Origin of the sequence: Agrobacterium sp. S7/73 (genome assembly GCF_019355535.1) — a bacterium.
GTDB classification, from domain to species: domain Bacteria; phylum Pseudomonadota; class Alphaproteobacteria; order Rhizobiales; family Rhizobiaceae; genus Agrobacterium; species Agrobacterium tumefaciens.
Genome location: NZ_CP072136.1, coordinates 3029299 through 3051716 on the forward strand (window position 1 = coordinate 3029299; position 22418 = coordinate 3051716).

General features: G+C 55.8%; 23 protein-coding genes. 9 read left to right on the plus strand and 14 right to left on the minus strand.

The window, feature by feature from the left end; translation table 11 throughout:
- Nucleotide 1: 1 nt before the first annotated feature.
- The 4 genes from J5276_RS14990 to J5276_RS15005 all read right to left on the minus strand — a co-directional run bounded on the left by J5276_RS14990 (nucleotide 2) and on the right by J5276_RS15005 (nucleotide 3803).
- Nucleotides 2-664: a phosphoribosylanthranilate isomerase gene (locus tag J5276_RS14990; RefSeq protein ID WP_003516340.1), complete on the minus strand. Its 663-nt coding sequence runs from the start codon at nucleotides 662-664 to the stop codon at nucleotides 2-4.
- Nucleotides 665-766: 102 nt separating this feature from the next.
- Nucleotides 767-1534 carry a M48 family metallopeptidase gene (locus tag J5276_RS14995; protein WP_019565941.1) on the minus strand — a complete coding sequence of 256 codons (768 nt, stop codon included), beginning with the start codon at nucleotides 1532-1534 and terminating at the stop codon, nucleotides 767-769.
- 68 nt (nucleotides 1535-1602) lie between these two features.
- Complete coding sequence (locus J5276_RS15000) at nucleotides 1603-2835, minus strand: polyhydroxyalkanoate depolymerase (RefSeq protein ID WP_038489221.1); 1233 nt, start codon at nucleotides 2833-2835, stop codon at nucleotides 1603-1605.
- Nucleotides 2836-2960: 125 nt separating this feature from the next.
- The gene (locus tag J5276_RS15005) at nucleotides 2961-3803 is read right to left on the minus strand and encodes a fumarylacetoacetate hydrolase family protein (protein ID WP_209159557.1); all 843 of its coding nucleotides are present in this window, start codon (nucleotides 3801-3803) and stop codon (nucleotides 2961-2963) included.
- Between the two features lie 127 nt (nucleotides 3804-3930).
- Here J5276_RS15005 and J5276_RS15010 point away from each other — a divergent pair, with 127 nt between their 5' ends.
- Nucleotides 3931-4533, plus strand: a complete 603-nt coding sequence (locus J5276_RS15010) for a nitroreductase family protein (protein ID WP_112153950.1) — start codon at nucleotides 3931-3933, stop codon at nucleotides 4531-4533.
- Nucleotides 4534-4636: 103 nt separating this feature from the next.
- On the opposite strand, the gene gyrB is transcribed toward J5276_RS15010, so the two are convergent.
- The 5 genes from gyrB to J5276_RS15035 all read right to left on the minus strand — a co-directional run bounded on the left by gyrB (nucleotide 4637) and on the right by J5276_RS15035 (nucleotide 9963).
- Nucleotides 4637-7072 carry a DNA topoisomerase (ATP-hydrolyzing) subunit B gene (gene gyrB / locus J5276_RS15015; protein WP_003516345.1) on the minus strand — a complete coding sequence of 812 codons (2436 nt, stop codon included), beginning with the start codon at nucleotides 7070-7072 and terminating at the stop codon, nucleotides 4637-4639.
- 155 nt (nucleotides 7073-7227) lie between these two features.
- Entirely contained in the window at nucleotides 7228-7593 is a 366-nt protein-coding gene (locus J5276_RS15020; RefSeq protein ID WP_003516346.1) for a helix-turn-helix domain-containing protein, read from the minus strand.
- Nucleotides 7590-8159, minus strand: coding sequence for a Smr/MutS family protein (locus tag J5276_RS15025; RefSeq protein WP_003516347.1), 570 nt, complete (start codon nucleotides 8157-8159; stop codon nucleotides 7590-7592). Before J5276_RS15025 ends, J5276_RS15020 begins: the two co-directional genes overlap by 4 nt.
- Complete coding sequence (locus tag J5276_RS15030) at nucleotides 8156-9268, minus strand: murein transglycosylase A (RefSeq protein WP_038489214.1); 1113 nt, start codon at nucleotides 9266-9268, stop codon at nucleotides 8156-8158. Before J5276_RS15030 ends, J5276_RS15025 begins: the two co-directional genes overlap by 4 nt.
- On the minus strand, nucleotides 9265-9963 hold the full coding sequence (locus J5276_RS15035) for a Tim44/TimA family putative adaptor protein (RefSeq protein WP_003516349.1): 699 nt from the start codon (nucleotides 9961-9963) through the stop codon (nucleotides 9265-9267). The genes J5276_RS15030 and J5276_RS15035 overlap by 4 nt, the downstream gene beginning before the upstream one ends.
- A gap of 141 nt (nucleotides 9964-10104) precedes the next feature.
- Here J5276_RS15035 and J5276_RS15040 point away from each other — a divergent pair, with 141 nt between their 5' ends.
- A complete protein-coding gene (locus tag J5276_RS15040) occupies nucleotides 10105-10662 on the plus strand; it encodes an FxsA family protein (protein WP_065705053.1) in 558 nt (185 codons plus the stop codon).
- A 99-nt stretch (nucleotides 10663-10761) separates the two neighbouring features.
- Nucleotides 10762-11244 carry a protein-export chaperone SecB gene (gene secB / locus J5276_RS15045; RefSeq protein ID WP_003516359.1) on the plus strand — a complete coding sequence of 161 codons (483 nt, stop codon included), beginning with the start codon at nucleotides 10762-10764 and terminating at the stop codon, nucleotides 11242-11244.
- A 120-nt stretch (nucleotides 11245-11364) separates the two neighbouring features.
- On the opposite strand, the gene dnaQ is transcribed toward secB, so the two are convergent.
- From dnaQ to J5276_RS15070, 5 genes are read right to left on the minus strand one after another with little or no spacing between them, the layout of a single operon-like run.
- Nucleotides 11365-12066: a DNA polymerase III subunit epsilon gene (gene dnaQ, locus J5276_RS15050; RefSeq protein WP_112178789.1), complete on the minus strand. Its 702-nt coding sequence runs from the start codon at nucleotides 12064-12066 to the stop codon at nucleotides 11365-11367.
- A complete protein-coding gene (coaE, locus tag J5276_RS15055; RefSeq protein WP_112153939.1) occupies nucleotides 12059-12667 on the minus strand; it encodes a dephospho-CoA kinase in 609 nt (202 codons plus the stop codon). The genes dnaQ and coaE overlap by 8 nt, the downstream gene beginning before the upstream one ends.
- Nucleotides 12667-13527, minus strand: a complete 861-nt coding sequence (locus J5276_RS15060) for a shikimate dehydrogenase (RefSeq protein WP_112153938.1) — start codon at nucleotides 13525-13527, stop codon at nucleotides 12667-12669. The genes coaE and J5276_RS15060 overlap by 1 nt, the downstream gene beginning before the upstream one ends.
- A complete protein-coding gene (locus tag J5276_RS15065) occupies nucleotides 13520-14119 on the minus strand; it encodes a Maf-like protein (protein ID WP_111796793.1) in 600 nt (199 codons plus the stop codon). The genes J5276_RS15060 and J5276_RS15065 overlap by 8 nt, the downstream gene beginning before the upstream one ends.
- Nucleotides 14120-14150: 31 nt before the next feature.
- Complete coding sequence (locus J5276_RS15070) at nucleotides 14151-14972, minus strand: pyruvate, water dikinase regulatory protein (protein ID WP_003516369.1); 822 nt, start codon at nucleotides 14970-14972, stop codon at nucleotides 14151-14153.
- 407 nt (nucleotides 14973-15379) lie between these two features.
- Here J5276_RS15070 and hemE point away from each other — a divergent pair, with 407 nt between their 5' ends.
- From hemE to rsmG, 6 genes are all read left to right on the plus strand, one after another.
- Entirely contained in the window at nucleotides 15380-16414 is a 1035-nt protein-coding gene (gene hemE / locus J5276_RS15075) for a uroporphyrinogen decarboxylase (RefSeq protein ID WP_112153937.1), read from the plus strand.
- On the plus strand, nucleotides 16411-16956 hold the full coding sequence (hemJ, locus tag J5276_RS15080; RefSeq protein WP_026330887.1) for a protoporphyrinogen oxidase HemJ: 546 nt from the start codon (nucleotides 16411-16413) through the stop codon (nucleotides 16954-16956). The genes hemE and hemJ overlap by 4 nt, the downstream gene beginning before the upstream one ends.
- A gap of 185 nt (nucleotides 16957-17141) precedes the next feature.
- Nucleotides 17142-18407, plus strand: a complete 1266-nt coding sequence (gene rho / locus J5276_RS15085; protein ID WP_013637014.1) for a transcription termination factor Rho — start codon at nucleotides 17142-17144, stop codon at nucleotides 18405-18407.
- Nucleotides 18408-18492: 85 nt separating this feature from the next.
- The gene (gene mnmE / locus J5276_RS15090; RefSeq protein ID WP_162647799.1) at nucleotides 18493-19824 is read left to right on the plus strand and encodes a tRNA uridine-5-carboxymethylaminomethyl(34) synthesis GTPase MnmE; all 1332 of its coding nucleotides are present in this window, start codon (nucleotides 18493-18495) and stop codon (nucleotides 19822-19824) included.
- A gap of 62 nt (nucleotides 19825-19886) precedes the next feature.
- Nucleotides 19887-21770, plus strand: a complete 1884-nt coding sequence (gene mnmG / locus J5276_RS15095) for a tRNA uridine-5-carboxymethylaminomethyl(34) synthesis enzyme MnmG (protein WP_080799965.1) — start codon at nucleotides 19887-19889, stop codon at nucleotides 21768-21770.
- A gap of 11 nt (nucleotides 21771-21781) precedes the next feature.
- Nucleotides 21782-22399 carry a 16S rRNA (guanine(527)-N(7))-methyltransferase RsmG gene (gene rsmG / locus J5276_RS15100; RefSeq protein WP_038492606.1) on the plus strand — a complete coding sequence of 206 codons (618 nt, stop codon included), beginning with the start codon at nucleotides 21782-21784 and terminating at the stop codon, nucleotides 22397-22399.
- Nucleotides 22400-22418: the final 19 nt, after the last annotated feature.

Genomic DNA, 22418 nt, shown 5'->3' on the forward strand with positions numbered 1-22418 from the left:
TTCAAGCTCCCTTTGGGCCTTTCGACCAATCATTCACCACATCGAAGAATGCATCAATCATCGCAAGATCTTTGACGCCCGGCGCGCTCTCCACACCGGACGACAAATCCAGTCCGCCAGCTCCGGTTTCGGCCAGAGCCTCCGCGACATTGTCCTTGTTCAATCCCCCGGAAAGCATGTAATCGATACTTCCGTCAAGAGAGCGCAGGATGGTCCAGTCGAAGGTTACTCCGTTGCCGCCCGGCAAATCGGAACCCGCAGGCGCCTTGGCATCCAGCAGGAAACGGTCGGCTATACCTATATAGGGATCAATCTTGGCAAGATCAGCGGCGTCGCGAACGGAAAGCGCCTTCATTACCGGAAGTCCGTAGAGTGCTTTGATGTTCAGCACCCTCTCCGGGCTTTCACTGCCGTGCAATTGCAGAATATCCGGTCTCAGCAGATCGACGATCTCGTCCAGATCATCATTGTCGGCATTGACGGTAACGGCGACAACCTTTGCGGCGCCACGGGCGGCTTCCGCCAGCCTGCCGGCGATATCGGGCTCGATGTTGCGGGGGCTCTTTTCAAAGAAAATAAAGCCGACATGGGAGGCGCCGCGCCTGACGGCACGCTCCAGCGCTTCCGGTGTCTTCAATCCGCAAATCTTGATATCCGGTTTCATACCCGCGACCTGACACGAAATGCGACAAGAGTCGAGCCAAATCGCACCCGTTTTCCATGGAATGTTTCACGTGAATCCAGATGGCGATGCACGCCTCCACTTTCAATCAAAATCGATGGCGTGGAGTTTAGAGCCGTGACGTTTCAGCCATTCCTTGGCTTCCTGCGTATGCGGGCAGAGTTTTTCGCACAGAGCCCAGAATTTCGGGCCGTGGTTCATTTCCCGCAGATGCGCGACCTCGTGGGCTGCGAGATAATCGATGACCTTTTCCGGAGCCATGACGATACGCCACGAGAAACTCAGATTTCCATCATGGGAACACGAACCCCAGCGGCTGCGGGTGTCCTTCATGCTGATGGATCGCACGGGCTTTCCGGCCGCGCTCGCGTGAACCGCAACAAGCCTCTCCAGATCAGCCTTCGCTTCCTTTTTCAAAAAAATGGCCACCCGTCTGCGCAGGTGTTCGGGCGCTCCGCTGACTTTCAATACCGTCGTGCCGTCCTCGTCTTTGGAGATATGAGTCAGGCCACGCAGGCTGCCAGTGTGATGGATGCGATGGGATACGCCGCGAATATCAACCGACGCACCATGACGCAAACCGTCATCTGGGCTGATTTTCGAAAGCTTGCCTTCAATCCAGCCCTGATGCCTTTCGAGAAAATCATCCACCTGGCCATGGTGAAGCCCCATCGGGATCGTCAGCTTCAGAGCCCGGCCGCCGGGTTCGATGCGCAAGGTGATGCGCGTGGCGCGCGGATTTTCCTTCACCGTAATGGGCACATGACGGCCAGCCACCTCGACGGTGCGCTGGCTGGGCGCTACCTTTTTCGGCGCCGGCGACTTCACGGATTTTCTGAGGAACGAAAACATGGACTGTTCATAGCCGATTCGACACCGGCTTGGCCACGCAAATGCGCGGCATCGCCTGGCTTCCAGCGCTAGACAGTCTGGTTCTTGCGGATGAATTCCACCATGCGCGGCACAATCTCCTTGCGGAAACGCGACCCGTTGAAAACGCCGTAGTGACCGACGTCGGGCTGCATGTAGTGCCCACGCTTTTCATCGGGGATGTTCCGGCAAAGATCGTGTGCGGCTTTGGTCTGGCCGACACCGGAAATATCGTCGTTTTCGCCTTCCACGGTGAACAGCGCGACGTTACGAATGGCAGCGGGATCGACCGCCCTGCCCCGATGCTGCATGTTTCCCTTGGGAAGCGCGTGTTCGATGAAGACGGTTTCCACCGTCTGCAGGTAGAACTCCGCCGTCAAATCCATCACGGCCAGATATTCATCGTAAAAATCGCGATGCTTCTCAGCGGAATCGCCGTCGTTCTTGACGAGGTTAAGGTAGAAATCCTTGTGTGCCGTCATGTGCTTGTCGAGGTTCATGGACATGAAGCCGGATAATTGCAGGAAGCCGGGATAGACATTCCGGCCAAAAGCCGGCTGCGGCCACGGTACCTGCATGACGACGTTGTCGCGGAACCATTCGATTGGCTTGGCCGTGGCCAGACCGTTGACGGCTGTGGGATTGATGCGCGTATCGATCGGACCGCCCATCAGCGTCATGGATGCAGGCGCGAAACCGTCACCATCGGCTTCCATCAGGGACACTGCGGCCAGAACCGGAACCGAGGGCTGACAAACAGCGACCACATGGGCGCCGGGCCCGATCTCGCGCAGCATATCGATGACGTAGCTGATGTAATCGTCGAGATCGAATGTCCCTTCGGTGACTGGCACCATGCGGGCATCGATCCAATCGGTGATATAGATATCCGCCGATGGCAGCAGCGCCTCGACCGTTCCCCGCAGCAATGTGGCGTAGTGGCCTGACATAGGCGCCACCAGCAGCACCTTCGGATCTGGTTTGCGGGCCGCATCGAGTTCTTTTTTGAAATGAACGAGATTACAGAAGGGACGCGACCAGATGATCTCTTCAGTGACGGCAACGGTCCGGTCATCGACGGTGGTAGTCGCCAAACCGAACTCCGGCTTGATGTAACGGCGCGTCAGCCGCTCGAATACCTCAAAGCCTGCATCGAGGCTTCGCCCGAAGGCGGTGCTGGAAAGCGGGTTCAAAGGATTGCTGCATGCCTGGCGCATCATATCGGCACCGGCGCGCAGTGGCGCCATCGCCGCATGGTTCATTTCATAGAGGTGGTAGAACACTGATTACGCCTCCTCGCGGATCAAGCTCTTTTTTTGACCATAGCAGCTTTTCGCAACTGCACAAAATCGAAGGCGCCGGTGGTTTCCCTCCGGCGCCTCAATTTCAGTTGAACGTTTGTTGATAATCAGATGTCGGCAACGAAGGTCTGTTTCTGGGAACCGAGGCCTTCAATGCCGAGTTCAACAACATCGCCGGTCTTGAGGTAACGCGGGGGCTTCTGGCCCATGCCGACGCCGGGAGGCGTGCCGGTGGAAATGACGTCGCCGGGATGCAGATACATGAACTGGCTGAGATAGGAAACGACATGCGCCACGCCGTAAACCATGGTCTTGCTGGAGCCGTCCTGCATTGTCTGGCCGTTGACCTTCAGCCACATTCCGAGGTTCTGCGGATCGGTGATTTCGTCCTTCGTGACCAGCCAGGGGCCGATCGGACCGAAGGTGTCGCAGGATTTACCCTTGGTCCACTGTCCGGCACGCTCCGTCTGGAAAGCGCGCTCAGAAACATCGTGCGAAACGCAATAACCGGCGACGTAGTCGAGAGCATCGGCCTCAGATACATATTTCGCGGTCTTGCCGATGACGACGCCGAGTTCGACTTCCCAGTCGGTCTTCTCAGAACCGCGCGGAATGACAACGTTATCGTTCGGACCGACGATTGCCGAGGTCGCCTTCATGAAAATGACCGGTTCCGGCGGTACGGTCGCACCGGTTTCAGCGGCGTGGTCAGAGAAATTGAGGCCGATGCAGATGAATTTTCCGGTTCCGGCAACACAAGCGCCAATGCGCTCTTCGGAGATTACGGGAAGAGTGCCGAGGTCGATGGCGGCAATCTTCTTCAGGCCTTCCGGAGAAATGGCTTCACCGCCGATGTCTTTGACATGAGCAGACAGATCGCGGACTTTTCCTTCCGCGTCGAGGATCGCAGGTTTTTCCTGGCCAGGCTGGCCAACGCGCATCAATTTCATGGAACTCTCTCCCGGTTGTCAGACAAGGTGATGCATATATGAACGATACATTCATACTTGTCACCCCTTGACTGCTTCGACTTTCGAAAAATACCTTTTCCCTCCCGACAATCAAAAGGACACGCCCGTGACGAACAGCAATTCCCGGCAATCCGAATATCCAGTCGATCCACTCTTCCTCGATCGGTGGTCTCCTCGCGCATTCGATGGAGATGCGATGCCAAACGAGCATCTGCTGACCATTCTCGATGCCGCGCATTGGGCGCCATCGGCATCCAACCAGCAACCGTGGCGGTTTGTCTACGCGCACAAGGATAGCGAGGATTGGCCGCTCTTCGTGGAACTGCTGATGGAAGGAAACCAGCGCTGGGCAAAAAATGCCTCGGTGCTACTCTTCATACTTTCCCGCGACCACAATATTTCACGAGAGGGTGAGAAAAAACCTTCAGCGACCCATTCCTTCGATGCCGGTGCGGCATGGTTTTCAGTCGCCATGCAGGCGCATCTGCTCGGTTACCACGCCCATGGCATGGCAGGCATATTTAAAGACCAGATCGTGGAAAAGCTTGATGTTCCGGATGGATATAAGGTGGAGGCCGCAGTTGCCATCGGCACATTGACCGACAAGGCTGTTCTTCCTGACGATCTGGCAGAACGGGAAGTGCCCAGCAAGCGCCTCCCCCTTTCGGACGTAGCTTTCAAGGGGCGGTTCACCGGCAAGGCCGATTGATATCCGACAACACAGATGACAAAAGGCCCGGCGGAAATTGACCGCCGGGCCTTTCGTTAAAGTTTCGTTTCACGTGAATCGTCACGCGAGACGTCCCACAGGATTAAATGTCGAGATTGGCAACGCTGAGCGCATTTTCCTGAATGAAGTCGCGGCGCGGTTCCACCTCATCGCCCATCAGGCGCGAAAACAGACCGTCGGCATCCGTGGCATCGTTGACCTTGACCTGCAGCAGCGAACGCACATTGGCGTCGAGTGTGGTTTCCCACAGCTGCTCGGCGTTCATTTCACCGAGACCCTTGTAACGCTGCATGGAAAGACCCTTGCGGCCGGCGGCGAAAATAGCATCCAGAAGCGCACGCGGTCCGGCCAGTTCCATAGTGCCGTCCTTGCGTTGCAGAACCGGCGGAGTGACGTAAATATCGCGCGTGCGGGCCGCGAGCTGATCGATATGACGGGCATCGACCGAACCGATCAGGCCCATATCGAGCGTCGAGATTTCCTTGACACCGCGTACCATGCGCTCGAAGCGCAAGCCGCCATCTTCCAGCACCATGCCGGACCAGCCGCGTTCTGTTTCTTCCGCGATCATGTCCAGACGCCGGGCCACTTCGGCAACGGTTTCCTGTGCACGGGCGGCATCGGCCGAAAGCTCGGGGTTCAGGGCACCCGCAATGGCGGCCTGTTCCACGATGGAACGGCTGTAGCGGGAATGCAGACCATCGATCAGCGTGCGCATGCGCACCGCATCGAGAATGACCTCACGAAGGTCAGCGCCGATGCGTACTTCGCCGGAGCCGAGCGTCAGCGACGTATCCTCGATGCCCATCGAGATCAGATATTCTTCCAGCGCCTTCTCATCCTTGAGGTACTGTACGGATTTGCCGCGCGTCACCTTATAAAGCGGCGGCTGGGCGATATAGAGATGGCCACGCTCGATCAGTTCCGGCATCTGGCGGAAGAAGAAGGTCAACAGCAGGGTACGAATGTGGGCGCCGTCGACGTCAGCATCCGTCATGATGATGATCTTGTGGTAGCGCAGCTTGTCTGCGTTGAATTCGTCCTTGCCGATCGACGTGCCGAGCGCGGTGATCAGCGTGCCGATTTCCTGGCTGGACAGCATCTTGTCGAAACGGGCGCGCTCAACGTTCAGGATCTTACCGCGTAGTGGCAGGATGGCCTGCGTTTCGCGCGAGCGGCCCTGCTTGGCCGAACCGCCTGCGGAGTCACCCTCGACGAGGAAGAGTTCGGATTTCGCCGGATCGCGTTCGGAACAATCGGCGAGCTTGCCGGGCAGAGAGGCGATATCGAGCGCACCCTTGCGGCGCGTCAGTTCGCGCGCCTTGCGGGCGGCTTCACGGGCAATGGCCGCTTCCACCACCTTGCCGACAAGAATCTTGGCGTCGGACGGATGTTCCTCGAGCCAGGTGGACAGGGCCTCATTGACGAGACTTTCCACGACAGGGCGCACTTCGGACGAAACGAGCTTGTCCTTCGTCTGCGAAGAAAACTTGGGGTCGGGAACCTTGACGGAAAGAATTGCCGTCAGTCCTTCGCGGCAGTCCTCACCCTGCAAGCTGACCTTTTCCCTTTTCATGATGCCGGAAGTCTCGGCATAGGATGTCATCTGACGCGTGAGCGCCGCGCGGAAGCCAGCCATATGGGTGCCGCCGTCGCGCTGGGGAATGTTGTTGGTGAAGCAGAGCACATTTTCGTGGTAGCTGTCGTTCCACCAGAGCGCGACCTCAACTGTGATGCCGTCCTTTTCGCCATGAATGGCCACCGGCTTGTCCACCAGCGGTTTCTTGGCCCGGTCGAGATAACGCACGAAGGCTTCAAGACCGCCATCGTAGAGCAACTCTTCCTGTTTGATATCAGAATGACGCTTGTCGGTGAGCACGATACGAACACCGGAATTCAAAAACGCCAGTTCGCGCAGGCGATGCTCCAGCGTACCAAAATCATAATCCGTCATGGTGAAGGTGTCGGGGCTCGCCAGGAAGGTGACTTCCGTGCCGGAGCGGCCTTCATATTCGCCAATGACCGAGAGCGGAGCATCGGCAACCCCATGGGTGAAGCCGATTTCGTGCAGCTTACCATTGCGGCGGATTCTGAGCTTCAGCCAAACCGAGAGCGCATTTACGACCGAAACGCCCACGCCATGCAGACCGCCGGAAACCTTGTAGGAGTTCTGGTCGAATTTTCCGCCCGCATGAAGCTGGGTCATGATGACTTCCGCGGCGGAAACGCCTTCGGAAGAATGAATATCAGTCGGAATGCCGCGTCCGTTGTCCGTTACCGTCACCGAACCGTCGGCGTTGAGCGTCACCGTCACCAGATCGGCATGACCCGCAAGCGCCTCGTCGATGGCGTTGTCAACCACCTCGTAGACCATGTGATGCAGACCGGAGCCGTCATCGGTATCGCCGATATACATGCCGGGCCGTTTGCGCACAGCATCAAGACCCTTGAGGACCTTGATCGAATCGGCTCCGTATTCAGTGTTGGCGCCGACTTCGCTTGACGATGTTTCGGTCATAAGTACTCTTTCCAAAATTTCCTGGCCAAGTTTTCAGTGAGAAGGCCTGAAGCCCGCGAATCACTCAAATCCGACATACGACTATAGAAATTCTACACTCAATCCCAAAGGCCACATGCCTCAGAACGCTGCATAAAGCAGGGGATAGAGGGGTTTCAGTCGCAAGAACGGCTTTTTTGTAGCACCGCTGACAGTTCCTCTATCACACTCAGCGGCAGCTTGCGAATATCCCGCGCCAGCCGATTGGCAAAAGCCGTATATTGCGGCGGCAGACCGACCGTGTCGATCGCCACCTTGGGGTCGGAGGAGCCGGCGAGAAAAAACAATTCCTCCGCCTCATCCCAGATGATGTTGAAATATCCGGCGATGCGCTGGAGGAGATCGAAGCTCGGTTTGCCGCGTTTGCCGTGCTCCAGTGCCGAGAGATAAGCGGGGGAAACGCCGATTGCCGCTGCCATCTCCTTCTGAGTCACGCCCTTGCGCTCACGAAGCAGCCGCACGGCTTCTGCAAAGGGCGTCATGATTTTTCACCCTTGCGGCGCGCCAAACGGACATAGAGAGCGCCATCGCCGCCGTGATTGGCGGATGCATCCTCATAGGATGAAATCAAGTAACGATATTCCGGTTTGGCGAACCACATGGGCACGGCCCTTTTCAGCGCACCATCGCTGCCGATGGAGCGACCCTTACCGGTGATGACGAGCACGTGCCGGAGGCCCCGTTCGTGCGCCCGCAATAAAAAATCGAGCAGAACCGCATGGGCTTCGCTCTGAAACATGCCATGCAGATCGATACGGCCTTCCAGCGGCAACCGCCCGCGCGTCAACTTGCGCTTAACCGGCTTTTCCATCGGTTGATGAATTTTTGGCTTCTTGTCCGGCGTAAAGGTCGAAACGTCCACCGGCTCCGCGAGCATCCTAGGGAAGACGGCGTTTGCCGTTTGCGGGACGACAGGTTCCGCCGCGGCTTCCTCGATATCGTCGAAAGCCAGCAAATCTTCCAGCCTGCCGGAGATGGGTCTGGCTGTTCTTGCGACCTTACCCCACAGAATGCGTTCTTCCTTGCCAAGCTTTCGACTGCCCTTCATCGCCGATACCTTTTCGCAGCAACATGCGGCAGCAGCATATAGAAATCGGCGTCGTTGCGCACTGTGCCTGCAAGTTCCCCGGCTTCGAAACCCGAGCCGGTGAAAATGTCGCCGCGTGCCGGGCCAACGATGGCCGAGCCGGTATCGAGCGCCAGCATCAACCGCGCGAAGGGCTTGCCATTATCCAGGTGGGTCAATGACGGCGCATGGATAAAGAAGGGAAAACCGAAGGTGTGGATGAGCCTGTCCACCGCAAGCGCCCGCCCCGCGACCAGCGGCACCTTGGCGGCGGCGATCGGTCCCATATCCAGACCGGCAACATCAGCCTCCCGGAAAAAAATATAGGAGCGATTATGCCATAGCACCCCATCCACCTCATCCGGATGGTCGGCGAGCCATTTGCGAATTGTCTGCATCGAGATCGTTTTCGGATCCAGTTCCCCACGATCCAGAAGCAACCGACCGATCGGCGAGAACGGATGCCCGGCCTTGGCGGCATAGGTGATGCGTTTCACCTCTCCATCAGGAAACAGAAGACGGGCAGCACCCTGAACGTGGACGAAAAACAGATCGACCTTCGATCTCGCCCAGGCAATCTCAAGCCCCCTGCCCTGCAGATATCCTTCGTCGATCGCGCGGCGATCGGGAAAATAGGAAATGCCGTCCTCGCCCTCTCTGCCAAAAGCATAGGACGGATCAAAACCGCTCGGGCGATTTTCGTCATCGATATCCACCAGCTCCGGTGGGCGGCGGTAGACGGGATACTTCCAGACATCGTCGCGGACTGACGATACCTCAAGCTCCGGTTCATAAAAGGCAGTTACAAAACCGCGTTTTCCGCCGGGTGGTGAAATTTTGAAAGGTACACAATTCGTCTCGAAAAACCGGCGGGCCTGCTGGGGACTATCCGCTTGTTCCTCATCGGCCAGTTCCAGAAGCGAGGCCAGTTCGCCGGCGGTGAGACCCAGCGCGCCGGTCCTGTAGGGTTTTGAATTCCGAAGATGTGACAGGATCGTCCGCATCGCCGGAAACAGCTTACGCGGATCATCCTCCTGCCATCCCGGCAGATCACCGAAAGAAACTTCTTCGAACGAAAAGGGCGTATTCATTGCTCGGATTCAGTGGCGATCAGCTTCCAGTTGGGATCGCGCGAGCGGACATCACGCGAGAAGGTCCAGATGTCGTCCACTTCCGCAACCGCATCGGGATCGCCGTCCACCAGCTTGCCATCCTTGTCATAGGTGGCCGAAATCAGCTGGCTGACTATTCTGAGCGTGATCTGCTCTTCGGAATCGCGGATACCGGCCTGGGTGATATCGGCCTTCTCTATTCCCACGAAAGTGGACTTGACCACCTCGCCGCGACTTTCCCGCTCGGAAATGGCCGCCTCGAACCCGTCGAAAACTTCCTTCGACAGAAGGTTCTTCAACGTCTTGCGGTCACCATCGGCAAAACCCATGACGATCATCTCATAGGCCATGCGGGCGCCGTTCAGGAATTCCTTGGGGCGGAAGGTCGGGTCCTTGGTCATCAGCTCGCGCAGGGATGTATTCAAGGCAGTATCGACGGGTGCCAGAGCATCCGCCTCGGCAAAGCGGTTTTCGTCCTCCGCCTCAGAGCGTTTGGGCAGGGTCACGACCTTGTTATCGTCCGTGACGGGGCCTTTCGCGACATCGCGCGGCGTGTAAGGGTCGAATGGCGGCTTCTCATTGCCGGTTCGGCGACCAAGAACGCTGCGCAGCTGAAGAAAGATCAGCACCGCTGCAACGAGAAAAAACAATGTGATAAAGTCGCTAAAGCCCATCTTTTACCAAAACCGCCATTTAAATTCAAAAACCTGAACATCATATAGTCTGCATCTTATCATCATTCAAATGTGCAGATTCAATCATCGGTGTTCTCGGGAACCGGCAATCTGCCAGAGATGCACACGCAAGGCTAGAAGATGCGTTTTTCCTTTCTCCCCATCGTCATCCTGATGATGCCAATCCTGGAAATTGCCGGTTTCATCATCGTCGGCAAGACAATCGGTCTGTGGCTGACATTGGCGCTCGTCCTGTTCACGTCGTTTCTGGGGTTGCTGATCCTGCGGCTCGGCGGCATCGGCATGGTGAGAAATCTTCAGGCCGCAGGTCGTACCGGCGCCCAGCCTGCCGATGAGCTGGTCAATGGCGCCATGCGCGTCGTGGCGGGCATCCTGCTGTTCATCCCGGGTTTCATCACCGATATACTCGGTCTCCTGCTTCTGTCGAAAACGGTGAGACGTTTTTTCTGGAAGATCCTCGGACCCCGCGTCGTCGTGGCCGGTTCTTTTCGCCAGTCGGGTCAACCCGGCGGCCAGACCGGGCCGCAACCCGGTGACTTTTCCGGGTTCAGCAATGGTCAGGGAAATAAGGGTAGCTCCAAGGTCGTGGACCTCGACGAACAGGAGTTTCACCGCGAAGGGCCCAAGGATTCTCCCTGGTCCCAAAAGCCGGATGATCGCAACCTGCCCAAACCCTGAAGCACGGCAAAGGGTTAGAGAGCCGAGAGCACGAGGGTTGTAAGGCTCAAGTCGAAATGATAGACCGCCTTCCACGAAATCACGCCGCGAGGAAACGTAATGACCGCTGAAAATGGCGCACAGGGCGCAGTTAGTCCCTCCCTCAACATTCTTACCCAGTACATCAAGGATCTTTCTTTCGAAAATCCGGGTGCTCCTCGTTCGCTTCAGGCTCGTGACAATGCGCCGTCGATCAACATCAATGTCAATGTCAACGCAAACCCGATTTCTGGTTCGGATTTCGACGTTGTGCTGACGCTGAATGCCGAAGCCAAGGATGGCGACAAGGTTCTGTTTGCAGCCGAGCTGGTTTATGGCGGCGTGTTCCGCATTGCCGGTTTCCCGCAGGAACATATGCTGCCGGTGCTGTTCATTGAGTGCCCGCGCCTGCTGTTCCCCTTCGCACGCCAGATCATAGCCGATGTCACCCGCAATGGTGGCTTCCCGCCGCTGATGATCGATCCGATCGATTTCGCGCAGATGTTTTCGCAGCGCGTTGCCGAGGAACAGGCCAGAGCCAAGGTTCAGGCCGTACCGAACTGAATTGCACGCGACGCCGCTCTTTTTAGAGTTCAGACAAAACAAAACCCGGGTTCATCGCCCGGGTTTTTTATTTGACGGTTCTCGTCATTTTTCAACGGCGCATCTAAGCGCCAGGCGCACTTAATTCTGGTAACGGTTCCAGATCGCCTTGTCGCCCATGCCGAGAACGAGCTTGCCGTGCGCCGCGATGGTCTCCGCATCCAGTCTTGATGGTAGAGGATGCGGCCTTTGCAGCGGCTCATGCGGAACATCATCATCCTCGATAGTGACCGCTTGCTGTTTGGAGCCGGCACCGAAACCGAGCGCTGTCTGGCGCCCACCAATCATTTCTATGTAGACTTCGGCGAGCAGTTCGGAGTCGAGAAGCGCGCCGTGCTTGGTGCGGTGGGAGTTGTCGATCCCGTAGCGCCGGCAAAGTGCGTCGAGGGAATTCGGACCCATCGGGTGCTTGCGGCGTGCAAGCGAAAGCGTATCCGTCACCAATTCAGATGAGACCGGCGCAATGCCGAGGCGGGCAAATTCCGCATTGATAAAACCCATGTCGAATGTCGCATTATGCGCCACCCAGCGGGCACCTCCAAAAAATTCGCGGATTTCGTCGACGACTTCGGCGAATTTCGGCTTGTCTTTCAGGAAGTCGTCGGTGATGCCATGCACCGCAAGCGCGTCCGGGTGAACCTTGCGATCTTCCGGGTTGATATAAATATGCAATGTGCGGCCGGTCGGAAAATGGTTGTTGAGCTCGATTCCGCCGATTTCGATCACGCGGTCCAGTTTCGATTCAAGGCCTGTGGTTTCCGTATCGAAAATGATCTCACGCATTTTTCTCTCCGTTGCCCGAACCGGCACTTAGTCTCTGCAGAATTTCTCTTACCTGATCCCGCGCAGCTTCGACACCATTTCCGCTATCGATGATAAAATCGGCGCGCCGGCGCTTTTCGGCATCGGGCATCTGCCGGGCCAATATCATTTCGAATTTCTCTTCCGTCATGCCGGGACGGGACAAAACCCGCTGGCGCTGTATTTCCGGCGCGCAACTAACAACGACTACTTTATCGACCCTCGTTTCCCCGCCGGTTTCAAACAGTAGCGGGATATCGAGAACGGCGAAATTTTGATCTTCCTCTCTCGTCTTACGGAGAAAAGCTTCCTGTCTTTCACGAACAAGCGGATGGACGATTGCTTCCAGCTTGCTAAAATTAGCCGGATTCTCCCTGAGGATGTTACCGAGTTCAAGACGGTCGACCGTGCCGGAAATGGTCGTGCCCGGAAAGGCGGCTTCGATCATCGGCACGGCTTCTGCTGAATAGAGGTCGTGCACAACCGCATCAGAATCGAGAACCGGTATCCCTTCCGCGGCAAACAGTTTCGCCGTGGTCGTTTTTCCCATTCCGATCGAGCCGGTGAGACCGATGACGATCATCAATGTTTCTCCATATCCTCAATGATGAGGGAACGAAGAGTGTCATCAACTTCCGGCGTTTTGCCGAACCATTTTTTAAAGCCGGGTTTTGCCTGATGAAGGAGCATGCCAAGCCCATCGACCGTCGCAATACCCTGCGTCTGCGCCATCTGGAGGATGGGGGTTCTCAACGGCACATAGACGATATCGGTTACAACAGCACTTGCAGCGAGCGGCGAAAAATCAATCTCGGGCGCTTCCATTCCGTCCATACCCAGCGATGTCGTGTTCACAAACAACCCGGCGTCCTGCATGACTTCATGAAGCGCGCCCTGAGGATGAGAAAAAACCCGTGCACCGAAACGGTCAGCCATTTCACGGGCACGTTCGACCGTGCGGTTCAGGACATGGATTTCGGCAATGCCGCGGTCCCGTAGCGACTGAACGACGGCCCTGCTTGCACCGCCGGCTCCGAACACCACCGCCCGGTCGGTTTTCTCCCATCCGGGATGGCGCTCATCGAGATTGGAAACGAAGCCATAGCCATCCGTGTTGGTGGCATGCAGCCTGCCCTCTTCCATCCAGACGGTATTGGCTGCACCCAGTTCCTCCGCCAGCTCATCGGGACTGTCCGCCAACTTAAAGGCCGCTTCCTTGTGCGGAATGGTGACGTTGCCACCCACCGCTGCACCAGGTCCCTGTTCTTTTAGTGCCGTGATGAAATCGGGGAAGTCATCGGGGGCAACCTCAATGGCCTTATAGGAGCCGGGTATCGCGAATTTCTTCAGCCAGTAGGAATGGATGATCGGCGAGCGCGAGTGCTTGATCGGATAACCGACAACGAAGGCATTTATAGTTAATGTTTCACGTGAATCAGCCATCGATGACATCCATGTCGCGCAGTTTCATTAAGAGAGGCAGAAGCGGCAGGCCAAGAATGGTGAAATAATCCCCCTCTATCGAAGTAAATAGCTGGATTCCTTCGCCCTCGAGCTGATAGGCACCGACACTGCTCAAGGCCTTTTCACCCACGCGTTGCAGGTGGCGGGAGACGAATTCGGCGCTCAAAGTTCGCACCGAAAGCTCGGCACTGGAGATCGTCTGCCATACGACATCACCGTCGCGAGCAAGAACGGCTGCACTGTTCAGGCGATGAACCTTGCCGGATAATGAGAGCAGATGTGCTTCGGCTTCGGCCATGGTTTTTGGCTTGTGGTACACCCGGGCACCGAGCGCCATCGTCTGGTCGCATCCAAGAACGAGTGCTTGCGGATGCAGGGCACTTACCGCAAGCGCCTTCGCCCTCGCCAGTTCCAACGCAACCTCTTCCGGCTTTGCGCCATTTTTTTCCAGCTGCTCGTCGAGCGCGCGCTCGTCAATATCCGCCGGGATCGCCGAAAATGTCAGCCCCGCATTGCGCATCAACATCTGACGGGATGCGCTGGACGAGGCGAGGATCAACTCTTGTTTCATCGACTGTCTGCTCCGAATGTTGCGATCCGGATTATCGTGTCCTCGGGCGAAGGGCAAGGATTGCCGCGGCCGTTTCCTCTATGGAGCGGCGTGTAACATCGATCAGCGGCCAATTGTTACGGGCACAGAGCGCACGCGCATATTTCAGCTCTTCCATGATGGTGGCGCGATCCGTGTAGCGGCCGCTGTCAAATCCACCGGTCGTGCCGAGTTCCCGGTTTTCACGTACCTGCGATATGCGGTCCGATGTCGCGACGAGACCAACGATCAAGGGACGGGTGGCGGCATAAAGGCTTTCCGGCAACGGCACGTTTGGAACGACCGGTATATTGGCGGTCTTTATGCCTCTGTTGGCGAGATAGATGCTTGTCGGTGTTTTCGACGTTCGACTGATCCCAATGATGACGATATCGGCTTCGTCATAGCTTTCCGGCATTTGCCCGTCATCATGGTCCATCGCAAAATTGAGCGCTTCGATCCGCGCGAAATAATCCGCGTTCAGCGCGTGCTGCGCCCCGACCCGCCGTCTCGAAGGTGCGCCTAGATAGGTCTGGAAAATGCCTATGATCGGCTCGAGGACGTTGACGCAGGGCACCCCGATCGCGTGACAGCGCAAATCCAGGAACTCGGCCAGCTGCTGATCCACGATCGTATAAAGAACGATGCCCGGTTCCTTGTCGATCAGATCCACGACCTGGGCGAGCTGCTTCTGGTTCCTGATCATCGGATAAACATGTTCCACCGGCATCGAAGCGTGGAACTGCGCCGAGACGGCACGACCGGCCGACATGAGAGTCTCTCCGGTTGAGTCCGAAATCAGGTGCAAATGGAAGAAACTTTTTTTGTTCTCCACGCTGTTTTTCTCTCGCTGTTGATAAACCGGGACAAACTTCCGAATTGTTCCGCGGGCCGAGCCGCCTCGTGGATAAAGTGGGTTTTTTCCACAATCCGCAAGTGGCGTCCTTGCTATCAGGCATGCCTGTGAATTGTCTGGAAACTCTGAACTTGTTCAAAACTGTCCACAGATGATCCACAGGCAACGGCTTCAGAGGATAGAACTTAAATATCTGAAACTATTATATAAATATCTATTATCCAATTCATTGCCATGAAGCGATGAAATGCTGTGTTCGGGTCTTGGCGCTTACACCCGGCTGCGGCATATCGACTGGAAAGATTTTAATCCTTGCTACTCACCGACTCTAAGAAATAGAAAATCTTTTAAATCTCTTAGATTTTATTTTTTGGAAGTTGGGTGGCATGAGCGAGCGTAAGGTTTTAAAGGTGTTGAACGGGCAGACGGTCACACCTCCGCCCATATGGCTGATGCGGCAGGCAGGGCGTTACCTTCCGGAGTACAGGGAAACGCGAAAGAACGCCGGCAGTTTCCTCGATCTCTGTTATAATCCCGAACTGGCAACCGAAGTGACCCTTCAGCCCATTCGCCGGTTCGGTCTTGATGCAGCTATCCTCTTTTCCGATATTCTGGTGATACCGGATGGGCTTGATCGCAATGTTTCCTTCAGCGAGGGAAAGGGTCCGGCCATGGATCCGATCGATGTGGATGGCATCGACAGGCTGGATGCGAGCAATGTCATTGCGCATCTTTCGCCCGTTTTCGAAACCGTCTCACGCTTGCGCCAGACCTTACCGGATGAGACGACGCTTCTCGGTTTTTGTGGTGCGCCCTGGACGGTTGCAACCTACATGATTGCCGGCCACGGAACACCTGATCAGGCGCCGGCGCGCTTGTTCGGTTATCGGGAGCCGGCAGCCATGGAAAAGCTTCTTGCCTTGCTGGCTGAGGTTTCCGCCGATTACCTTGTGGCGCAGATTGATGCCGGGGCCGATGCGTTGCAGATTTTCGACTCCTGGGCCGGGGTGCTCGGCGAGAAGGAATTCGAGGAATATGCGGTAAAACCCGTCGCCCGTATCATCGCTTCGGTGCGCGCTCGCCGCCCCTCCGCGAAGATCATCGCCTTTGCCAAGGGGGCCGGTTATCTTTTGAAGGATTATCGCCGCAAAACGGGCGCAGACGCCATCGGGCTCGACTGGTCGGTGCCACTCGGTTTCGCAAGGGACTTGCAGAAGGAAGGCCCGGTACAGGGCAATCTGGACCCCATGCTGATGGTGGCGGGTGGCAAGGCTCTGGAGGACGGTATCGACGCTGTGCTGCATGCTCTGGGCCAGGGCCCGCTGATCTTCAATCTCGGCCATGGCATCACGCCGCAGGCCGATCCGGAAAACGTTGCAAGGCTGGTGCAGCGGGTGCGTGCCGGCGGAGCCGGGGCATGAGCGGCGAGAAGCAGACCTCCGCCCGCTCAGGAAACAGGGCTGCCCTTCGCGCAGGTATGGCGCTCGGTGTCTTTGCCGCTTTTGTCGCGCTGTTGTTTTACGCCGATCCGGCCGATCTCTATCTGTGGATCAAGGCGCTTCATATCATCGCGGTGATTTCCTGGATGGCGGCGATTTTTTACCTGCCGCGCCTGTTCATTTACCACACCGATGCACCCACCGGTTCGCAGCAATCCGAAACCTTCAAGGTGATGGAACAGCGGTTGATCAAGGTCATCATGAACCCGGCGATGATGATCAGCTGGATATTGGGGCTCTATCTCGCATGGTCGGTTTATGGTTTTTCCGGCGGCTGGCTACATGCGAAAATCGCACTGGTGGTGCTACTAACCATCGCCCATGTCTATTTCACCCGCAGTGCCAAACGGTTCGCCCGGGATGAAAATATCAGGCCTGCCCGTCACTGGCGGTTGATGAACGAGGTTCCGACGGTACTGATGATCCTCATAGTCATACTTGTGGTTGTGAAACCCTTCGGTTAAGAGGTCGCAACGATAAATTTCGCGGAATTCGTGCTTTCCTCTTGCAGTAGCCCTATTCAATCGCTATTTTCGGACCACTCATCTCGTGGCATGTGAATTATTCAGTCATCTGCGGCTTCTCCCTCAGCATCTGATTCGCGAACACGCCCTCCCCCGACATTACATTATCAAACGGTCTTTCCTTCATGGCTGAAATGAAGCTTCAGGAACTTAAGAGCAAATCGCCTACCGACTTGCTAACTTTTGCTGAATCCCTGGAAGTTGAAAATGCGAGCACCATGCGCAAGCAGGAGCTTATGTTCGCAATCCTCAAGGTTCTCGCGAGCCAGGACATCGAAATTATCGGCGAAGGCGTCGTTGAAGTCCTGCAGGACGGTTTCGGTTTTCTACGGTCCGCAAATGCAAATTATCTGCCGGGTCCGGACGATATCTACATTTCGCCCTCGCAAATTCGCCGTTTCTCTCTGAAGACCGGCGATACTGTCGAGGGGCCGATCCGTGGACCCAAGGAAGGCGAACGTTATTTCGCGCTTCTCAAAGTCAACACGATCAATTTTGACGATCCTGAAAAGATCCGTCACAAGGTTCACTTCGATAACCTGACGCCGCTTTATCCGAATGAGCGGTTCAAGATGGAGCTGGAGCTTCCGACATCGAAGGATCTGTCGTCGCGTGTGATCGATCTGGTCGCGCCACTTGGCAAGGGCCAGCGTGGATTGATCGTCGCGCCGCCGCGTACCGGTAAAACTGTTCTGTTGCAGAACATCGCGCATTCCATCACGGCTAACCATCCGGAATGTTACCTGATCGTTCTTCTGATCGACGAACGTCCGGAAGAAGTCACCGACATGCAGCGCTCGGTCAAGGGTGAGGTGGTGTCGTCAACCTTCGACGAACCAGCTGTACGCCACGTCCAGGTGGCCGAAATGGTCATCGAAAAGGCCAAGCGCCTTGTCGAACATGGCCGCGACGTCGTTATCCTGCTCGATTCCATCACCCGCCTCGGCCGAGCTTATAACACGGTCGTTCCGTCTTCCGGCAAGGTTCTGACCGGTGGTGTGGATGCCAACGCGTTGCAGCGGCCGAAGCGCTTCTTCGGTGCCGCACGTAACATCGAAGAAGGTGGTTCGCTGACGATTATCGCGACCGCGCTGATCGACACCGGCAGCCGCATGGACGAAGTCATCTTTGAAGAATTCAAGGGTACGGGTAACTCGGAAATCGTGCTTGACCGTAAGGTCGCTGACAAGCGTATCTTCCCGGCGCTCGATATTCTCAAGTCCGGTACACGTAAGGAAGACCTGCTCGTGCCGCGTCAGGATCTCCAGAAGATTTTCGTGCTTCGCCGCATTCTCGCGCCGATGGGAACGATGGATGCCATCGAGTTCCTGATCGACAAGTTGAAGCAGACCAAGACCAATTCGGATTTCTTCGAATCGATGAATACCTGATCCGGAGTTTTACCGGTCCCATCGACAAAGCTTTAAAGCCGCATCCGTTCATTCGGATGCGGCTTGACTGTTTTAACCGAGGTGAATGATGCCAGCTTCCGCCGATACCATTTATGCGCTCTCCAGTGGAGCATTGCCGGCCGGCGTCGCAATTATCAGGATCAGTGGGCCCGGCGCGTTCGAAGCCTTTGTCACTTTGACCGGTCGTGACCTTCCAGCACCGCGGCAGGCGGTTCTATGTTCGATTCGAAACCGAAACAATGAGATCATCGACCAGGCGCTGATGATTGTTTTCCCTGCACCAAATTCCTTTACGGGTGAGAACTGCATCGAAATCCACAGCCACGGCAGCCGTGCAGTTGTCGCATCAATTTTTGCCGAGCTCGAACTGCTCGAAGGATTTCGGCCGGCGGATGCCGGCGAGTTCTCCCGCCGAGCGTTTGAAAACGGCAAGATGGATCTTCTCGAGATCGAAGGTCTGGCGGATCTGCTGCAGGCTGAAACGGAGATGCAGCGGCGGCTAGCGGTTGAGCAGAGCACTGGTAAGCTGTCAGCGCTCTACGATGGCTGGGCAGGCCGGTTGACGCGTGCTCGCGCCCTGATCGAGGCGGAGCTGGATTTCGCCGACGAGGAAGATGTGCCGGATTCCGTTGCCGCGCAGGTGTGGGACGCGATGACGCAACTTCATAGTGAAATCACCAGTCATCTCCAGAACGGCGGAAGCAGCGAGATTATTCGTGACGGGTTTAAGGTGGCGCTGGTGGGAGAGCCTAACGCTGGCAAGTCCACGCTTCTTAATGCTCTCAGCGGCCGTGACGTTGCTATCGTCACTGACATCGCTGGCACGACCAGAGACGTGCTGAGCGTTGATATTAATCTCGATGGTTACCTGGTCCGCATATTCGATACGGCCGGAATTCGGGAGACGCAGGATGTGGTCGAAAAGGAAGGTGTTAGGCGGGCCGTACTGACCGCGGAAACCGCGGATCTTATTTTGATATTGCAAGATAACGATTCGACTCCGAAACAATCGATCATTTCTCTGGAAAATGCTCGCCATTTGCATCTACGGACAAAAACCGCGATTTCCTCTTCTACAGTTGACGCTGTTTTTGATCTTAACATCTCCGCAAGGGAAGGCGTCGGTCTCGACGAATTGCGTCTATTGATCAAGCGAGAGATTGAAAGCAGGGTTGGTGTTGCACAGACACTGGTCCCTGCCCGCGCCCGGCACAAAAAACGACTTGAAGAGACGCTGAACTATGTTAGTGATGCGCTCAATTCCGAGACCATGGACCTTGCGATAAGGTCGGAATACTTGAGACTCGCAGCAACATCGCTTGGACGCATTACTGGCCGCGTCGATGTGGAAGATTTGCTGGGCGTGATCTTCTCGGAATTCTGCATAGGAAAATGATTCACGTGAAACATTGGTGGCCAATACGGCAAAGCCGATGATTTGGGATAAGGCGCAGGGATATGCACCAGTCATTTGATGTCATTGTTATCGGTGGTGGACATGCCGGCAGCGAAGCTGCGGCTGCCGCTGCACGACATGGCGCTAAAACCGCTCTCGTTACCCATAAGCGAGAGACGATCGGGGTGATGTCCTGTAACCCGGCAATCGGTGGTCTCGGTAAAGGACACCTGGTCCGCGAAATTGATGCGCTGGACGGTTTGATGGGCCGGGTTGCTGATGCAGCGGGAATTCAATTCCGTATGCTCAATCGCAAAAAAGGCCCCGCCGTCCGCGGGCCGCGCACGCAGGCTGATCGGCGACTTTATCGCGAGGCCATGCAACGGGAAATCAATGCGATTGAAAACCTTAGCATTATTGAAGGTGATGCTTTCGATATTGAAATGGCGGATGATAAGGTCTGCGCCGTAATCATGGCAAACGGTAGCCGGATTCCTTGTGGTGCTGTTGTGTTGACGAGCGGCACTTTTCTACGCGGCCTTATTCATATCGGCTCCGAAAAGATTCCCGCAGGCCGGGTTGGTGAAAAACCGTCTCTTGGCCTTTCCGAAACGCTTGGCCGTCTGGGCCTCGCCATGGGCCGGCTGAAGACTGGCACCCCTGCCCGCCTTGATGGTCGCACGATCGATTGGAACGCTGTGGATCGGCAAGCGGCCGATGAAGATCCCGTTCCGTTCTCCTTTATGACGGATCGCATTGTCAATCCACAGATCGAATGCGGCGTAACCCGAACGACGCCGGCCGGACACAAGATCATTCAGGATAATATTCATCTGTCAGCGATGTATTCGGGACAGATCGAGGGTGTTGGTCCGCGCTATTGTCCGTCGATCGAAGACAAGATTACACGCTTCGGTGAACGGGACGGTCATCAGATATTTCTGGAACCAGAAGGCCTTGATGACCACACAATTTATCCAAATGGAATTTCGACGTCGCTTCCGGCCTCAGTTCAGGAGCAGTTTATCCGCACCATCCCCGGCCTTGAGCAAGTCAACATCATTCAGCCCGGCTACGCGATTGAATATGACTATGTCGATCCGCGTGAGCTGAAGCCTTCTCTGGAATGCCGGAAAATTCCGGGATTGTTCCTGGCAGGGCAAATCAATGGCACGACGGGTTATGAAGAGGCAGGCGCCCAGGGTCTGGTTGCCGGGTTGAATGCGTCGCTATATGCAGGCAATGCAGACCCTATCCATTTCAGTCGTACCGAATCCTATATCGGTGTGATGATCGACGATCTCACTTCCAAAGGTGTCAGCGAACCCTATCGCATGTTTACGTCGAGAGCGGAATATCGGCTTTCGCTGCGCGTTGACAACGCTGATTTGCGACTTACACCTATCGGTCAGATGGCCGGCATTATCGGGCATGACCGCCAAAAACGCTTCGCAGATTTTATCTCCGATCTGGATCGGGGGCGCGAGCTGATGAAGAGCATTTCCATCAGTCCCTCCCAGGCTGCTAAACAGGGATTGAAACTCAACCAGGACGGTCAGCGTCGTTCGGTTTATGAAATGCTCGCCTACCCCGATATCACAATGGAAACTCTTACCGCTCATTGGCCGGAACTACGGGCGCTTAATACCAAGGTCGCTGAGGTTTTGGAAATCGAAGCGAGTTACGCTGTCTATATGCAGCGCCAAAGCGCGGATATTGTCGATATCAAGCGAGATGAAGACAGAAAAATCCCCAATGATTTCGATTTTCAGTCTTTGTCCGGTCTCTCCAACGAACTGAAACAAAAGCTGGAAAAGGCACGTCCAGAGAACATTGCCCAAGCTGCGCGTGTTGACGGTATGACACCTGCTGCGATATCGCTGCTTCTCGCACTTCTGCGGAAAGGCTCCGCATCAGGAAGTGAAAAATTGCGCATGCACCAATAGCGAGTCGGACCATGAAGATAAACGGCCAGAGTGTTTCACGTGAAACACAGGAGAGGCTCGAGCATTTCGTCGAGCTCTTCAAGAAGTGGAACAAAACCACAAATCTGGTTGCGCCTTCGACTCTCACTGAGCTCTGGAGCCGGCATGTCGCGGACAGTGCACAGATATTTCAGCTCGCCCCTCAACCGCAAAAATGGATTGATCTGGGAAGCGGCGGCGGTTTTCCGGGCGTCATTACAGCGATTTTTCTCGCGGAACTGGGTGATGGTTGGGTCGATCTGGTAGAGAGCAACAATAAAAAGGCTGCCTTTTTGCGAATTGCGCTGAAGGAAACCGGCGCAAGAGGCGCGGTTCATCCAGTCAGAATTGAAAAAGCGCCTGAAACCGTTGAAAATTGCGATGCGGTTTCGGCAAGAGCCCTCGCCGAGATGAATTTACTTTTCGAATATATTCACCCGTGGGCGCAGAATAATCCAAATCTCAGGGCATATTTCAATAAAGGCAGGGATTATGAATCCGAACTGCAGAAAGCGCATGGCCGCTGGCAGTTTGATCTGATAAAACACCAGAGTGCCATTGAGGCAGATTCTGTTGTTCTTGAAATCAGTAACCTCACTAAGAGGCACTGACGAGCTGGTCAGGTGCGGT

What these genes read in the sequence shown, in the direction of transcription:
- J5276_RS14990 (WP_003516340.1), bottom strand. Translation starts at nt 664, where the DNA reads ATGAAACCGGATATCAAGATTTGCGGATTGAAGACACCGGAAGCGCTG.
- J5276_RS14995 (WP_019565941.1), bottom strand. Translation starts at nt 1,534, where the DNA reads ATGTTTTCGTTCCTCAGAAAATCCGTGAAGTCGCCGGCGCCGAAAAAG.
- J5276_RS15005 (WP_209159557.1), bottom strand. Translation starts at nt 3,803, where the DNA reads ATGAAATTGATGCGCGTTGGCCAGCCTGGCCAGGAAAAACCTGCGATC.
- gyrB (WP_003516345.1), bottom strand. Translation starts at nt 7,072, where the DNA reads ATGACCGAAACATCGTCAAGCGAAGTCGGCGCCAACACTGAATACGGA.
- J5276_RS15020 (WP_003516346.1), bottom strand. Translation starts at nt 7,593, where the DNA reads ATGACGCCCTTTGCAGAAGCCGTGCGGCTGCTTCGTGAGCGCAAGGGC.
- J5276_RS15025 (WP_003516347.1), bottom strand. Translation starts at nt 8,159, where the DNA reads ATGAAGGGCAGTCGAAAGCTTGGCAAGGAAGAACGCATTCTGTGGGGT.
- J5276_RS15030 (WP_038489214.1), bottom strand. Translation starts at nt 9,268, where the DNA reads ATGAATACGCCCTTTTCGTTCGAAGAAGTTTCTTTCGGTGATCTGCCG.
- J5276_RS15035 (WP_003516349.1), bottom strand. Translation starts at nt 9,963, where the DNA reads ATGGGCTTTAGCGACTTTATCACATTGTTTTTTCTCGTTGCAGCGGTG.
- J5276_RS15040 (WP_065705053.1), top strand. Translation starts at nt 10,105, where the DNA reads ATGCGTTTTTCCTTTCTCCCCATCGTCATCCTGATGATGCCAATCCTG.
- secB (WP_003516359.1), top strand. Translation starts at nt 10,762, where the DNA reads ATGACCGCTGAAAATGGCGCACAGGGCGCAGTTAGTCCCTCCCTCAAC.
- dnaQ (WP_112178789.1), bottom strand. Translation starts at nt 12,066, where the DNA reads ATGCGTGAGATCATTTTCGATACGGAAACCACAGGCCTTGAATCGAAA.
- coaE (WP_112153939.1), bottom strand. Translation starts at nt 12,667, where the DNA reads ATGATCGTCATCGGTCTCACCGGCTCGATCGGAATGGGAAAAACGACC.
- J5276_RS15060 (WP_112153938.1), bottom strand. Translation starts at nt 13,527, where the DNA reads ATGGCTGATTCACGTGAAACATTAACTATAAATGCCTTCGTTGTCGGT.
- J5276_RS15065 (WP_111796793.1), bottom strand. Translation starts at nt 14,119, where the DNA reads ATGAAACAAGAGTTGATCCTCGCCTCGTCCAGCGCATCCCGTCAGATG.
- hemE (WP_112153937.1), top strand. Translation starts at nt 15,380, where the DNA reads ATGAGCGAGCGTAAGGTTTTAAAGGTGTTGAACGGGCAGACGGTCACA.
- hemJ (WP_026330887.1), top strand. Translation starts at nt 16,411, where the DNA reads ATGAGCGGCGAGAAGCAGACCTCCGCCCGCTCAGGAAACAGGGCTGCC.
- rho (WP_013637014.1), top strand. Translation starts at nt 17,142, where the DNA reads ATGGCTGAAATGAAGCTTCAGGAACTTAAGAGCAAATCGCCTACCGAC.
- mnmE (WP_162647799.1), top strand. Translation starts at nt 18,493, where the DNA reads ATGATGCCAGCTTCCGCCGATACCATTTATGCGCTCTCCAGTGGAGCA.
- mnmG (WP_080799965.1), top strand. Translation starts at nt 19,887, where the DNA reads ATGCACCAGTCATTTGATGTCATTGTTATCGGTGGTGGACATGCCGGC.
- rsmG (WP_038492606.1), top strand. Translation starts at nt 21,782, where the DNA reads ATGAAGATAAACGGCCAGAGTGTTTCACGTGAAACACAGGAGAGGCTC.